The sequence below is a fragment of the Nocardioides pymetrozini genome (assembly GCF_046058985.1).
Classification (GTDB): Bacteria; Actinomycetota; Actinomycetes; order Propionibacteriales; family Nocardioidaceae; genus Nocardioides.
Genome location: NZ_CP175556.1, coordinates 2,053,277 through 2,066,462 on the forward strand (window position 1 = coordinate 2,053,277; position 13,186 = coordinate 2,066,462).

The 13,186-nt window shown below is 74.5% G+C and carries 12 protein-coding genes; 6 read left to right on the forward strand and 6 right to left on the reverse strand.

Annotated elements, in window-relative coordinates:
• Positions 1-7: 7 nt before the first annotated feature.
• Positions 8-1,309, forward strand: a complete 1,302-nt coding sequence (locus ACJ5H2_RS10050; protein ID WP_408899420.1) for a serine hydrolase domain-containing protein — start codon at positions 8-10, stop codon at positions 1,307-1,309.
• 21 nt (positions 1,310-1,330) lie between these two features.
• Positions 1,331-2,173: an acyl-CoA thioesterase domain-containing protein gene (locus ACJ5H2_RS10055; protein WP_408899421.1), complete on the forward strand. Its 843-nt coding sequence runs from the start codon at positions 1,331-1,333 to the stop codon at positions 2,171-2,173.
• Positions 2,174-2,179: 6 nt separating this feature from the next.
• On the opposite strand, the gene rmuC is transcribed toward ACJ5H2_RS10055, so the two are convergent.
• From rmuC to pepN, 3 genes are read right to left on the reverse strand one after another with little or no spacing between them, the layout of a single operon-like run.
• Entirely contained in the window at positions 2,180-3,586 is a 1,407-nt protein-coding gene (rmuC, locus tag ACJ5H2_RS10060; protein ID WP_408899422.1) for a DNA recombination protein RmuC, read from the reverse strand.
• Between the two features lie 59 nt (positions 3,587-3,645).
• Positions 3,646-4,467, reverse strand: coding sequence for a formate dehydrogenase accessory sulfurtransferase FdhD (locus tag ACJ5H2_RS10065; protein ID WP_408899423.1), 822 nt, complete (start codon positions 4,465-4,467; stop codon positions 3,646-3,648).
• Positions 4,464-6,893 (reverse strand): aminopeptidase N, encoded by a 2,430-nt coding sequence (gene pepN / locus ACJ5H2_RS10070; RefSeq protein WP_408899424.1) that lies wholly within the window; start codon positions 6,891-6,893, stop codon positions 4,464-4,466. Before pepN ends, ACJ5H2_RS10065 begins: the two co-directional genes overlap by 4 nt.
• Before the next feature lie 27 nt (positions 6,894-6,920).
• Here pepN and ACJ5H2_RS10075 point away from each other — a divergent pair, with 27 nt between their 5' ends.
• Positions 6,921-7,802, forward strand: a complete 882-nt coding sequence (locus ACJ5H2_RS10075; RefSeq protein WP_408899425.1) for an oxidoreductase — start codon at positions 6,921-6,923, stop codon at positions 7,800-7,802.
• Between the two features lie 7 nt (positions 7,803-7,809).
• On the opposite strand, the gene ACJ5H2_RS10080 is transcribed toward ACJ5H2_RS10075, so the two are convergent.
• Complete coding sequence (locus ACJ5H2_RS10080) at positions 7,810-8,538, reverse strand: peptidylprolyl isomerase (RefSeq protein WP_408899426.1); 729 nt, start codon at positions 8,536-8,538, stop codon at positions 7,810-7,812.
• A 45-nt stretch (positions 8,539-8,583) separates the two neighbouring features.
• Here ACJ5H2_RS10080 and ACJ5H2_RS10085 point away from each other — a divergent pair, with 45 nt between their 5' ends.
• Entirely contained in the window at positions 8,584-8,880 is a 297-nt protein-coding gene (locus tag ACJ5H2_RS10085) for an antibiotic biosynthesis monooxygenase family protein (RefSeq protein ID WP_408899427.1), read from the forward strand.
• Positions 8,881-8,883: 3 nt separating this feature from the next.
• Here ACJ5H2_RS10085 and ACJ5H2_RS10090 read toward each other — a convergent pair whose 3' ends face one another.
• Positions 8,884-9,645 (reverse strand): sulfite exporter TauE/SafE family protein, encoded by a 762-nt coding sequence (locus tag ACJ5H2_RS10090; protein ID WP_408899428.1) that lies wholly within the window; start codon positions 9,643-9,645, stop codon positions 8,884-8,886.
• Entirely contained in the window at positions 9,642-10,349 is a 708-nt protein-coding gene (locus ACJ5H2_RS10095; protein ID WP_408899429.1) for a FadR/GntR family transcriptional regulator, read from the reverse strand. The genes ACJ5H2_RS10090 and ACJ5H2_RS10095 overlap by 4 nt, the downstream gene beginning before the upstream one ends.
• Before the next feature lie 223 nt (positions 10,350-10,572).
• Between ACJ5H2_RS10095 and ACJ5H2_RS10100 the strand changes: the two genes are divergently transcribed.
• Positions 10,573-11,760, forward strand: a complete 1,188-nt coding sequence (locus ACJ5H2_RS10100; protein WP_408899430.1) for a CaiB/BaiF CoA transferase family protein — start codon at positions 10,573-10,575, stop codon at positions 11,758-11,760.
• Entirely contained in the window at positions 11,757-13,184 is a 1,428-nt protein-coding gene (locus ACJ5H2_RS10105) for a carboxyl transferase domain-containing protein (RefSeq protein WP_408899431.1), read from the forward strand. Before ACJ5H2_RS10100 ends, ACJ5H2_RS10105 begins: the two co-directional genes overlap by 4 nt.
• The last annotated feature ends 2 nt before the right edge of the window (positions 13,185-13,186 follow it).

The window sequence follows — 13,186 nt, forward strand, 5'->3', positions numbered from 1 at the left end:
GCGCCCCGTGGCGTACGACGAGGCGCTGGCCGCGCTCCAGGCTGCCGGACGGCTGCCGTCGGTCTCGGCCGCCGTCGCCCGTGGCGGGGCGCCGGTCTGGCAGGGCTGCGTGAGTGTGCTGCCGGGCCGCGCGGTGAGCACCGCCTCGTCGTACCGGATCGGCTCGATCACCAAGACGCTGACGGCCGTCCTCGTCCTGCAGCTGCGCGACGAGGGCGCCCTGCGCCTGGACGACCCGGTCGGTGCCCACGTGCCGGAGGCGGGCTACGGCGAGGCGACCATCCGTGACCTGCTGAGCCACACCGCGGGCCTGCAGAGCGAGCCCGCCGGTCCGTGGTGGGAGCGGGTCGACGGCGGCTCGGTCGCGGAGCTGCTCGCCGCCAACGACGGCTCGGGGCGGGTGGCCGCTGCGGGGGAGTACTACCACTACTCCAACCTCGGGTACGCCCTCCTGGGGGAGGTCGCCGCGCGGCTGCGCGGCGCCCCGTGGTGGGAGGTCGTCCAGGCCCGGCTCCTGGCTCCGCTCGGGATGGGCGCGACGACCTACCACCCGCCGCCGGACCATGCGCCGGGACGCAGTGTCGACCACTTCGCCCACACGCTCAGCGCGGAGCCGCACACCGACACCGGGGCGATGGCGCCGGCAGGCCAGCTGTGGAGCACGGTCGGCGACCTGCTCCGCTGGGCCGACTTCCTGGCGACCGGCCACCCCGAGGTGCTCTCGCCCGCGACCCTCGACGAGATGGCCGCACCGGCCGCCCCTGCGGAGTCCTACGGCCTGGGGCTGCGCGTGCTGCGGGTCGGCGAGCGCACGATGGTCGGCCACACCGGCTCGATGCCCGGCTTCCAGGCATCCCTGTTCGTCGACCGCGACGCGCGCGACGCTGTGGTCGCGCTCGCGGACGCCACGACCGGGCTGGACGCCGAGCAGGTGCCGGCGCGGCTGCTGGCGGTGGACGCCCGCGGCGGACCGGTGACGGTGCCGTGGCGGCCCTCGCCCCGTCCCGTGCCGGCGGAGGTCGCCGACGTGCTCGGTGTCTGGTTCTGGGGACACACCGGCTTCGCGTTCGAGTGGGTCGGTGGCGAGCTGAGGATGCGCGACCTGCGCACGGGTGAGCTCGAGGAGCGCTTCCGGCGCGACGGTGACGCCTTCCTCGGCATCGAGGGCTACCACCGGGGCGAGCGGCTGCGGACGCGCCGTCGGGCCGACGGCCGGGTGAGCCACCTGGAGTGCGCGACCTTCGTGTGGACCCGCTCACCGTACGACCCGGATGCGCCGATCCCCGGGGGTCCTGCGCCCGACGCATGAGGCAGGGGGCATGATGCTCCCGTGAACGAGAACACGTTCCAGTTCGCCTGGTTCCAGCAGTCACCCGCAGGCTTCGCGCCGATGCCCCTCGCGCAGAGCCTGTGGCGCGCGGACCAGATGCACGGCGTCGCGGTGAGCGGGCTGCTCGCCCGGGCCCTGGAGCACGAGCTCGCCGCCGCCGGTCGGGCGGACCTCGTTCCGGCTCGCTACCACGTCGACCTGTTCCGGCCGGCGCGGATGATCGCGACGCGCGCCTCGGCGCGGGTCGTGCGCGGGGGACCGCGGCTGGTACTTCTCGACGCGGTGGTCGACCAGGAGGGGGAGGTCGTCGCCCGCGCCAGCGGCACTTTCCTCCTGCCGTCGGCGAACGCCGACGGCGAGGTGTGGTCGGCGCCGCACGAGCGACCGGCGCCGCCTCCGGCCGACCGGCTGCCGGCGCCGGGGGAGCACCACGTGCCCTGGTTCGCGAGCGCGGCACCCTGGTCGGACGACTTCGGGGACCACCAGAACGGAGGGCGCCATCAGACCTGGCAGACCGCCGTCCCGGTCGTCCTGGGCGAGGAGTGCACCCCGTTCCAGGCGGTGGCCTCGATCGCCGACGCCACCAGCATGGTCACCAACTGGGGCACCCGCGGCGTCGAGCACATCAACACCGACATCGACCTGGCGTTGTGCCGCCTGCCCGACAGCTCCCGCCTGGGCCTGCGCGCCGCCGACCACCTCGCCGCCGACGGCATCGCGGTGGGGACCGCCGAGGTCTTCGACGCCTCCGGCCCGATCGGCACGGCGACGGTCACCTCGCTCGCCAACACCCGGCGGACGGTCGACCTGTCCGGTGGGGTGGAGCCGCGCGGCGCCGCGTGAGCGCGCTCAGCCCGCCTGCGCGTCGTCGACGATCTCCGCGTCGACGGCCCCGAGGGAGGGATCGAGCGGCGTGTCGAAGTCGAAGACCAGCTCCTCGCGGTCGAGGTCGGCCAGCGCGGAGAACTCGCTGGAGGTGAGCGCCTTCGGCGTCTCCTCGACCTCCTTGGGCACCGGGATCGTGGTGACCGGGTCCGCGGCGTTGAGCTTGCGGGCCGCGGGGAGCACCGAGCGCTCCAGCGAGCCGGTGAAGGCGTTGTAGTCCTTCACGCTGCGCTGCAGGGAGCGGCCGAGCTTGTCGACGTGCTCGGAGAGCTTGAGGATGCGGCGGTAGAGGACCTGGCCGAGCTCGAAGAGGACCTCGGCGTCCTCGGTGAGCGCCTCCTGCTTCCAGGTGAACGCCACCGTCTTGAGCATCCCCCACAGGTTGGTCGGCGTGGCCAGCACGATGCCCTGCTTGAAGGCATGCTCCATCAGGGAGGGGTCCACCTCGAGCGCCGCGTTGAGCAGCTGCTCGTTGGGGATGAAGGCGACCGTGAACTCCGGGCTGACCGCCAGCCCCGTCCAGTAGCCCTTGCGGGCGAGGACGTCGACATGGCCGCGCACCTTGCGGGCGTGGTCCTCCAGGAGGCGCTGGCGCGCCTCGGGGTCGAGGCCCTCGCGGTGGGCGTCCATGAACGCGTTGTAGGGCACCTTCGCGTCGATCGCCATCTGCTTGCCGCCTGGCAGGTTGATCACCATGTCCGGGCGGCGCGCGCCGGAGTCGGCCTCCACGGAGTGCTGCAGCTCGAAGTCGACGCGGTTGAGCAGGCCCGCGGTCTCGACGAGGGTGCGCAGCTGGGTCTCGCCCCACGCGCCGCGCACGGCGTTGTTCTTCAACACCGAGGCCAGCGTGTCGGCGGCCTTGCGCGAGTCCTCCACCGATCGCTGGGTGTGCTGGATCTGGGTGGCGAGCTCGGTGTGCTGGCGCACCCGGGCCTGCTCGAGGTCGTCGACCTTGCGCTGCATGGCGCGCAGGTGCTCCACGACCGGGGTGAGGGTCTTGAGGACCTGGGTCTGCCCGGCCTCCTGGGTCTCTCGCTCGCGCTCGGCCCGGCGCTGCTGCTCCACGAGGGCGCGGTACTGCCCCCGGGCCTCGTCGACGGCGTCGCGCAGCTGCTCGACCGTCGCGAGGGCGCCGGTCAGCTCGGCCTGCACGGCGGCGCGGACGGCGGCCTCCTCGGCACGCGTCTCGGCGAGCGCGAGCTGGTGGTCGGCCCGGAGCGCGGCCAGGGCGGCCTCGTGGCGCTCCGCGACGACCTCGGGAGCCTCGTCCGCAGGCAGCTGGGTCGCCGGCGGGAGCGTGGCCTGCCGCGCCAGCCAGCCGACCCCTGCGCCGAGCAGGAGACCGAGGAGGAGAGCGAGGAGGATGGCCATGGGAGCAGTCAAACAGGGACCCGCGACAGAACCCCTCGGGGCGCGCCGTCCGACCCGGATCAGGCGTAGCGGACGGTGCGCTCGCCCTTGGTCCAGCCGAACAGGGCGAGCCCGCCGGCCTCGGCGAGACGCACCGAGAGGCCGGTCGGAGCGCCGACCGCGACCAGGGCGCCGATCCCGCTGGCGACGGCCTTCTGGACCAGCTCGAAGCCCGCCCGGCCGCTGATCACCAGTGCCGCCTCGGCCGGCGACGCGCCGGCGAGGAGCCGGGAGCCGACCACCTTGTCGACGGCGTTGTGCCGGCCGACGTCCTCGCGCACGGCCACGAGCGAGCCGTCGGCGGCGAACAGGCCCGCGGCGTGCGCACTGCCCGTGCGCTCGAAGAGCCGCTGGTGGGGCCGCATCAGGTCGGGCAGCCGTCGCACGACGTCGGCGGAGGGGAGCGCGCCGGACCAGGGCCCGGTGGGACGGCGGGCCAGCACCTCGCCGACCTCGTCGGTCCCGCACACCCCGCAGGCCGCCGACCCCGCGCTGAGCGCGTCCAGCTGGCTCGGCACGCGCGGCGGTGTAGCGGCGAGGCTCAGCGTGACGACGTTGAACTCCTGCTCGGGGCGGAGCTCGACGTCGGTGCAGTAGGCGACGCCGGCCGGCCGACCCAGGCCCTCGTGGTGCACCCAGCCCGCCGCGAGCTCGAAGTCGTGGCCGGGGGTGCGCAGGGTCGTCCACACCCGTCGAGCCGGCGCGCCCGGCCACGCCAGCCGGATCTCGAGCGGCTCCTCGGTGAGCACCCGGTCCTCGTGGCGCCGCAGCTCCTCGCCCCGGTGCTCGGCGACCCGCACCCGGGTCGTCGGGCCCGGACGGCGGGCCTTCGTGGCGCTCACAGCAGGGCCCGACGGCGGCGCAGCTCGTCGAGCCGGTCGGCCAGCCGCCGTCGTACGGCGCCGGGCAGCTCGCCCTCCAGCGCCGCCGCGGCGGCAGCCTCGGTCGCCTCGTCGAGGTGGGTGATCGGGAAGTAGGCCTCGACGACGTCGCCCTGCACCCAGCCCTGGTGTGCCGCGACGATCGCATCGAGCCGGGCGAAGTAGGCCTCGGCGAAGGGGGCGGTCAGGTCGCGCTGGTCCGGCTGCCACATCCCGGTGCCGGCGGCCTTCACCTCGTAGTTCGGGACGGACACCTCGCCCGTGGCCCGCACCCAGGCGAACTCCTTGGCGTCGGTGGTCGGCAGCGAGGCCACCGCCCGGGCGTGGTGGACGGTCGTCGCGCCGCTGCGCTCGGCCTCCAGCGCCGCGTCCAGGCGGGCGCGGTCGGTGGCGCCCAGCTCGGCGAGCCGGCGCAGCGCCTTCCATCGCAGGTCGCTGTCACCCACGATGCCCTCGGGCAGGTCCTCGGCCGCGGCCCAGCGCTCGAGCCGGGCGACATCGGAGCTGGACAGCACGGTGGCCCGGAACGCCGACAGCTGGAGCTCCGAGCCGGGCTCGGCGCGCTCGGCGGCCTCGCGGACGGCGGCGTGGAAGCGCTCCCCGGTGCCCGGCGGCGCGAGCGGGAGGGCGACGTCGAGGACCCAGGGGAGCAGGTTCCGCACGCCGTCGGCGGTGTCCTCCACCGGAGGAGCCGTGGCGAGCAGCTCGGCGACCTGCGCCGGGGCGAGCGCCCCCTCGAAGAGGCCCAGCCGCACGCTGTTCCACATCGTCGCGCGCAGCTGGGGGTCGGTCATCGTGGGCGCGAGCGCCGGCAGGGCCGCCATCGTGAGGTCGTCCGGCGGGCTGACGGCCCAGGTGGTCTCCGCGGCGTCCAGCAGCACGGGCGCGTCGCCGACCGCGAGCGGCGTCTCCGGGCCGTCGACCACCAGCGGCCGCTGGGTCCACCCGTCCGGGCCGTGGACGGCCACCAGGATCTCGTGGCGCCGGTCCGCCGGGTGCGCGGGCGGGGAGGTACGACGGACCACGCCGGCAGCGCGGTCGAGCTCGAGGCGGTCGGCCCCCGGGGTCAGCAGCCAGTCCTTGACGAAGCCGTCGAGGGACGTCCCGCCGGCGGCGCGCTCCCAGCTCGCGAAGAGGTCGTGCATCGTCGCGTTGCCGAAGCGGTGCAGCGTGAAGTGCTCGCGCACGCCGGCGAGGAAGGCGTCGTCGCCGAGGCGCTGCGCGAGCTGGCGCAGCACGTTGCAGCCGCGGGCGTAGGAGATGCCGTCGAAGTTCTGCAGCGCAGAGAGGGCGTCCTCGGCCGCGTTGCCGGCCACCGGGTGGGTCGTGGGCCGCTGGTCTGCGGTGATGCCCCACGTGCGACGCGCGTAGGACTGGTGCAGCCATCCGTCGGCGTACTCGGTGGCGTCGGCGATCACCCGGTAGCCCATGTACTCGGCGAAGGACTCGTTGAGCCACAGGTCGTCCCACCAGGTCGGGGTGACCAGGTTGCCGAACCACTGGTGCGCCATCTCGTGCGCGACCAGCGCGGCGCGGAAGCTGCGGTCGGCGCGGGTGCTGCTGCCCTCGAACAGCAGGGGGTCGCGGATGGTCACGCACCCGGGGTTCTCCATGGCGCCCGCGTTGAACTCCGGCACGAACGCCTGGTGGTAGTCGCCGAACGGGTACCGGATGCCGAAGAGGCGGTGCAGCTCGTCGAAGGACTGCCGGGTGAGGGTGAGCAGCTCGTCGGCCTCGCGGTCGAGCGTGGCCGCCAGGCTCTGCCGGGCGCTCAGGCCGAGCGCGATGCCGTCGTGCTCCGCGCGGACCAGGTGGTAGGGCCCGGCGACGAGGGTGACGAAGTAGGTGGCCAGCGGGGGTGTGGGGCCCAGCTCCCAGTGCCGGATGGCGCCCTCGCTTCCGGTCTCGCGGGCCGGTGCGTTGCCGACGACCAGCCAGTCGGCGGGCGCCGCGACCCGCATCGTGTACGGCGCCTTGAGATCCGGCTGGTCGAAGCACGCGAAGATCGACGGCGCGGCGTCCATGAACGACATGCCGTACACGTAGGCGCGCCCGTCGGCGGGGTCGACGGAGCGGTGCAGGCCCTCGCCGTCGTTGCGGAAGCCCATCGTCGCCTCGACGACGAGCTCGTGCTCCCCGGCGTCGAGGGCGAGAGGCAGCCGGCCGTCGGCGAGCAGCGCGGGGTCGAGGCTGCTGCCGTCGAGCCGCACCCCGTGCAGGGTGCGCGGCGTGACGTCGACGAAGGTGGCCGAGCGCTCGCTGCGGAAGCGGATCGTGGTCACCGAGCGGAAGGCGTCCTCGGCGAGCGAGAGGTCCAGCTCGACGTCGTAGGACGACACGGCGAGCACACTCGCCCGGTGCTCTGCTTCGGCACGCGTGAGACTCATGTCTGCAGCCTATGGGAGCCTACGGCCATGCGACCCTGGACCCAGGTGCCGCCCCAGCAGGGTCGGCGGTTCGTCATCACCGGCTCGAACGGCGGGCTGGGCCTGGAGACCGCCCGGATCCTCGGCTCGCGGGGAGCCGAGATCGTGCTGGCCTGTCGCAGCCGCGAGAAGGCGGAGGCCGCCGCGCGCCGGGTCCCGGGCCACGACAAGGGCCGCGTCGAGGTCCGCCAGGTCGACGTGAGCGACCTGGACTCGGTGCGCTCCTTCGCGCGGGCGCTGCTCGCGGACGGGCGTCCGGTCGACGTCCTGGTCAACAACGCCGGCGTGCTCGGCGTACCGCACGCGGTGACGCCGGAGGGCGTCGAGATGCACTTCGCGACGAACTATCTCGGACACTTCCTGCTCACCCGCCTGCTCCTGCCGGCCCTCACCGACCGCGTCGTGATCGTCAGCTCACGCGAGCACCGGTCGGGCCGGATCGACCTCGACGACCTCGGCTGGCAGCGCCGGCCCTACCGGCCCTTCCAGGCGTACGGCGACTCGAAGCTCGCCGGCCTGCTGTTCATGCGCGAGCTCGACCGGCGGCTGCGCGCCGACGGCTCGCCCGTGCGGGCGGTGGCTGCCCACCCGGGGGCGTCGGCGACCGCGATCACCAGCGGCTCCGGTCATCCGGTGGTCACCGCCGTGGGGCACTACGGCCAGCGGCTCGTCGGCATGCCCGCGTGGCGCGGCGCGCTCTGCACGGTCTACGCCGCGACGATGGACGTGGAGGGCGGCGCCTACGTCGGGCCGCACGGGCGGACCGAGCTGTGGGGCTGGCCCGCGCCGGCGCGGATGTCGCGGCGCGCCGAGGACGAGGTGCTGGCGCGGGCGCTCTGGGAGAGGTCCGTCGCGCTGACCGGGGGCTGATCGGCTCTCAGCCGACCTGGATGCTCTCGAAGGTCACCGGGGTGTTCGGGCGGCCGCCGCCGCTCTGCGCCCAGTAGCCGTCGTTGCCGCTCGCGGTCGCCTTCCTCAGCGTCTCGAGCGAGGCGGCGTCGAGGTGGCCCCACACGGTGTAGTCCGGCGGGAACTGGGAGTCGCCGAAGACGATGAAGAACTGTCCGCCGCCGGAGTGCGGCACGCCCGTGTTGGCCATCGCGAGGGTGCCCGCCGGGTAGGTCTCGCTCCCGTCGACCTCGTCGGGGATCGTGTAGCCGGGGCCGCCCGTGCCGGTGCTGGGGTCGGCCTCTGCCGCCGTCGGGTCGAAGAAGGGGTCGCCGCACTGGAGGAACTCGAAGCCGGTCTCGTTGCCCTGGCGGTGGCACGAGGTGCCGTCGTAGTAGCCCTGCTCGGCGAGCGAGGCGAAGGACTGCACGGTGCACGGCGCCTTCGCGGCGTCGAGGGTGACGTTGAGGGTCCCGACCGAGGTGGTCAGCACGGCGGGCACCTCGCCGTCGTACGTCGGCGTGGTGGGCGGGAGGTCCACCTCGCGGGCCGGCTCGCCCTCCTCCTGCCAGTCGCACTCCACCGTGTCCGTGGCGCCTGCCGCGCCGGAGTCCTTGCCGGATCCCTTCCCGGAGTCGTCACCGGAGTCCTCGCCGCAGGCGGACAGGGTGGCGAGCAGCAGCAGGGCCGGAGCGACGGCGAGCAGACGAGAGCGCATGGGGCGCATGGTACGCAGCGGGGCCGAGCCTGCGAGGCTGGGCCCATGATCCTCGAGCACGCCGTCCTGCCCGTCGTCGCCGGTCGCGAGGAGGAGTTCGAGGCCGCCTTCCGGCGGGCGCGCCCGATCATCTCCTCGATGCCCGGCTTCCGCAGCCTCGCCCTGCGCCGCTGCCTGGAGTCGCCCCAGCTGTACCTGCTCCTCGTCGAGTGGGACACGGTCGAGGACCACACCGAGGGCTTCCGCGGCTCCCCGCAGTACGACGAGTGGCGGGCCCTGCTCCACGAGTTCTACGACCCGTTCCCGGTGGTGGAGCACTATCGGGACGTCGACCTGGGCTAGCAGCTAGCGGAGCATCAGCGCCGCGGCGACCAGGCCGGCGACGACGACGCCGGCCCGGAAGACGCTCGAGGGCAGCCGCCGCCCGATCCGGGCCCCCAGGTAGCCGCCGCCGACCGAGCCGGCGGCGAGGAGCGCGATCGCGTGCCAGTCGAGGTCGGCGACCGCGACGAAGATCGCGCCGGCCACGATGTTGCCGGCCATCACGGCCAGCGTCTTGAGCCCGTTGACCACCCGCAGGTCCAGATCGGTGCCGAGGGCGAGAACGGCGACCATCATCACGCCGGAGCCCGCGCCGAAGTAGCCGCCGTACACGCCGGTCAGCAGGGCGAAGCCGGTGGTCGCGGGGGACAGTGCGTGGCGCGGGCCGTCGCCGAGGTCCCGGTGCCGAGCCAGCCAGCGGGAGATCCAGGGCTGGGCCCCGACCAGGCCGCAGGCCAGCAGGATCAACCAGGGCACCGCGGCCTCGAACGCCGCGGCCGGCAGGGCCAGCAGCAGGATCGCGCCGCCGACGGCGCCGAGGGCGCAGCAGACGAGGACCACGCGGGTCACGCCCGGGTGCTCCCGGAGCTCCTCGCGGTAGCCGAAGGAGCCGCTCAGGCCGGCGGGGATCAGGCCCACGGTGTTGGAGGCGTTGGCGACCACCGGCGGGATCCCGAGGGCGACGAGCACCGGGAAGCTGAGCAGGGAGGCGACCCCGACGGTCGAGGTGAGGATCCCCGCGCCGAAGCCGGCCCCCAGGACCGCGAGCTGCTCGAGCTCCGTCACGCGTCGTCGCGGATCAGCGCGACGTCGCTGACCATGTCGATGTGGTCGTGCATGGCCCGCGCGGCGGCCACGGGGTCACCCGCGGCGATGGCCTCCGCGATGCGACGGTGACCGGCGAGCGAGGCGCGGGGACGCTCGGGCTGCGCGAGCGACTCCAGCCGCGACTCGCGGACCAACGGTCCGATCTCGAGCATCAGCCGGGCGAGCAGCGCCGAGTGGCTCGCCGCCGTCACGGCCGCATGGAACTGCTCGTCTCCCTCGACCCCGCGCCCGCCGGCCTCGATGTCGGCGGCCATGGCGTCGAGGGCGGCCTCGATCGCCGCCAGGTCCTCGTCGGTACGACGCTGCGCGGCGAGCGCCGCGAGCTTCGTCTCGAGCGCGTCGCGGGTCTCGTGGATGTCGGGCAGCCGGTCGGCGTGCTCCCGGATCGCCTGGGAGATGCTGGCCGTGGTCGGTCGGACCAGCACGGTGCCGTCGCCGTGGCGCACCGCCACCACGCCCACCACCTCCAGGGCGACCAGCGCCTGGCTCAGGGTCGCCCGGCTGACGCCGAGCTGGACCGCGAGCTCGCGCTCCGGGGGCAGTCGGTCGCCGACGCGCAGTCCGGCCTCGGCCGCCCAGGCGGTGATCTGCTCCGCCACCTGCTCGTAGAGGCGGGTCCGGGTCACCTTGGACGGCAGCGGGCGTCCGGTCGAGGCGCTCATGGGGCGCATTCTATTGACACACCGGCGCGGTGTCCTATTGGCTAGGCCACTGATCCACGCGGGGATGTGGTGCCGATCGCTCCCCGCGGGCCGTTGTCGGAGATAGGTGGAAAACGTCCATGGGACCTGAACGGGTCGCAATCCTGACCTCCAGCGTCGTCGTGGTCCTCGTCGGCCCGCTGCTGGTCTGGGCAGCCCTCGTGCTGCCGGGGTGGTGACAGGGATGTCGCGCGGCCCGCTGGCCGATGTCGTGGTAGTCGACCTGTCCCGGGCCCTCGCCGGGCCGCACGCCACGATGATGCTCGGTGACCTCGGTGCGCGCGTGGTGAAGGTCGAGGCGCCGGGACGCGGCGACGACACCCGCGGGTGGGGTCCGCCCTTCGTCAGTCCGCCCGACGCCGGGGGAGGGGAGCGGGAGTCGACGTACTTCCTCTCGGCCAACCGCAACAAGGAGTCCATCGCGCTCGACCTCAAGGACGAGGCGGACCGTGCGGTGCTGCTCGGTCTCGTCGACCGGGCCGACGTGCTCGTGGAGAACTTCCGCACCGGCGTCCTCGACCGGCTCGGTCTGGGCCTGGACGTCCTGCTCGAGCGGAACCCGCGGCTGGTGGCGCTCTCGATCACCGGCTTCGGGCACGACGGGCCCGAGGGCGGTCGCGCGGGCTACGACCAGATCGCCCAGGGCGAGGCCGGGCTGATGTCGCTCACCGGGTCCGGGCCCGAGGATCCGCAGCGGGTCGGCACCCCGATCGCGGACGTCCTCGCCGGCATGTACGGCGCCTACGGCGTGCTCGCCGCGCTCCACGAGCGCGAGCGGACGGGCCGTGGCCAGGTCGTGCGCACCTCGCTCCTCTCCGCGGTCGTCGGCGTGCACGCCTTCCAGGGCACGCGGTGGACCGTCGCCGGAGAGATCGGGCGGGCGCAGGGCAACCACCATCCGTCGATCGCGCCGTACGGCCTGTTCCGCTGCGCCGACGGCGCCGTGCAGATCGCGGTCGGCTCGGAGTCGCTGTGGGTCCGCTTCTGCGGAGCGTTCGGGCTCGACCCGGCCGCGGACGGCTTCGCCAGCAATGCCGAGCGGGTCGCGCGGCGCGAGGAGACGGTGGCGCTGGTGGAGGCCGCGTTCGCGTCCTGGCTGGCCGAGGACCTGCTGGCCGCGCTCGCCGAGGCGGGGATCCCGGCCGGCAAGGTGCGCAGTCTCGATGAGGTGTACGCCTGGGACCAGACCGCCAGCCAGGGGCTCCTCGTGGACGTCGAGCACGCCACGCTCGGCACGCTGACGCTGCCCGGCCCGCCGCTGCGCTTCTTCGCACGCGACGGCGCCGAGCGGACGCCGCGCGGGCATCGCGCGCCGCCGACCCTCGACCAGCACGGGCCCGCGCTGCGCGCCTGGGTGGGAGAGGATCGATGAGCGCCCGGCTGGGCGCCCGGGACCTGCTCGACCTGGTGCTGGACGCCGGCACCTTCGCGTCGTGGGACCGGCCGGTCGACCTGACCGGCATCGAGCCCGGCTATCGCGCCGAGCTGGAGGCCGCTGCCGTCAGAGCGGGCACGGACGAGTCGGTGCTGACCGGGCGTGGGACGGTCCGCGGGCGCCCGGTGGCGGTGGTCGTCAACGAGTTCCGCTTCCTCGCCGGCTCGATCGGCCGTGCCGCGGCGGACCGCATCGTGGCCGCCGTACGACGGGCGACGGCGGAGGGTCTGCCCCTGCTGGCCGCCACGGCCTCGGGCGGGACCCGCATGCAGGAGGGCACGCCCGCCTTCCTGCGGATGGCCGAGATCTCGCGCGCCCTGATGGAGCACCGGGCGGCGGGCCTGCCCTATCTCGCCTACCTGCGCCACCCGACCACCGGGGGAGTCTTCGCGTCCTGGGGCTCGCTCGCGCACGTGACCGTCGCCGAGCCGGGCGCCCTGGTCGGATTCCTGGGCCCCAAGGTGTACGAGGCCCTGAACGGCGAGCCGTTCCCGGCAGGGGTCCAGACGGCCGAGAACCTGGCCGCGCACGGTGTGATCGACGCCGTCGTGGCGACCGAGGACCTGCCGGCCCTCGTCGACCGCGCGCTCGGCGTGCTGGTCGACCCGCCCTCACCGCCGGCGCTGTCGCGTCGCGGCGGCGACGTCGGCGACCGCGACGCGTGGGAGTGCATCGTCAGCACGCGCGCGGAGGGGCGGGTCGGCGTACGGGACCTGTTGCGGTACGGCGCGAGCAGCACGCTGCGGCTCAAGGGGACCGATGAGGGGGAGCGGGACGACTCGGTGCTGATCGCGCTGACCCGGCTCGACGGGCAGCCGTGCGTGCTGGTGGGTCAGGACCGCTCGCGGCAGACGCCGTCGACGCCGATGGGTCCGGCGGCGCTGCGGGAGGCGCGGCGGGCGATGGAGCTGGCCGAGGAGCTGCGGCTGCCGTTGGTGACGGTGGTGGACACTCCGGGGGCCGAGCTGTCGCAGGCGGCGGAGGAGGGCGCGTTGGCGGGGGAGATCGCCCGCTGCATCGCCACGCTGACCACCCTGTCGGTGCCGACCGTCTCTATCCTGCTCGGACAGGGCTGCGGGGGAGGAGCGCTCGCCCTGCTGCCCGCGCGGACCACCGTGGCCACCGAGCGGTCCTGGCTCTCGCCGCTCCCGCCCGAGGGCGCGAGCGTCATCGTCCACGGCGACGTCTCCCACGCCGCGGACATGGCGCGGGCGCAGGGGGTCCGCGCCATCGACCTGCATGCCCTGGGCGCCGTCCACCTGCTGGTGCCCGAGCGCGACCCGGACACCGCCGAGGATCTCGCGCGCGCCGTCGTCGCCGCCTGCGGGCAGGTGCTCGCCGGCGCCGTGGCCCCGGCGTAGCG

Bases quoted from the DNA above. Each gene is read 5' to 3' on its own strand.
- rmuC (WP_408899422.1), bottom strand. From the start codon at position 3,586: ATGGCCATCCTCCTCGCTCTCCTCCTCGGTCTCCTGCTCGGCGCAGGG.
- ACJ5H2_RS10080 (WP_408899426.1), bottom strand. From the start codon at position 8,538: ATGCGCTCTCGTCTGCTCGCCGTCGCTCCGGCCCTGCTGCTGCTCGCC.
- ACJ5H2_RS10100 (WP_408899430.1), top strand. From the start codon at position 10,573: ATGTCGCGCGGCCCGCTGGCCGATGTCGTGGTAGTCGACCTGTCCCGG.
- ACJ5H2_RS10085 (WP_408899427.1), top strand. From the start codon at position 8,584: ATGATCCTCGAGCACGCCGTCCTGCCCGTCGTCGCCGGTCGCGAGGAG.
- pepN (WP_408899424.1), bottom strand. From the start codon at position 6,893: ATGAGTCTCACGCGTGCCGAAGCAGAGCACCGGGCGAGTGTGCTCGCC.
- ACJ5H2_RS10095 (WP_408899429.1), bottom strand. From the start codon at position 10,349: ATGAGCGCCTCGACCGGACGCCCGCTGCCGTCCAAGGTGACCCGGACC.
- ACJ5H2_RS10105 (WP_408899431.1), top strand. From the start codon at position 11,757: ATGAGCGCCCGGCTGGGCGCCCGGGACCTGCTCGACCTGGTGCTGGAC.
- ACJ5H2_RS10075 (WP_408899425.1), top strand. From the start codon at position 6,921: ATGCGACCCTGGACCCAGGTGCCGCCCCAGCAGGGTCGGCGGTTCGTC.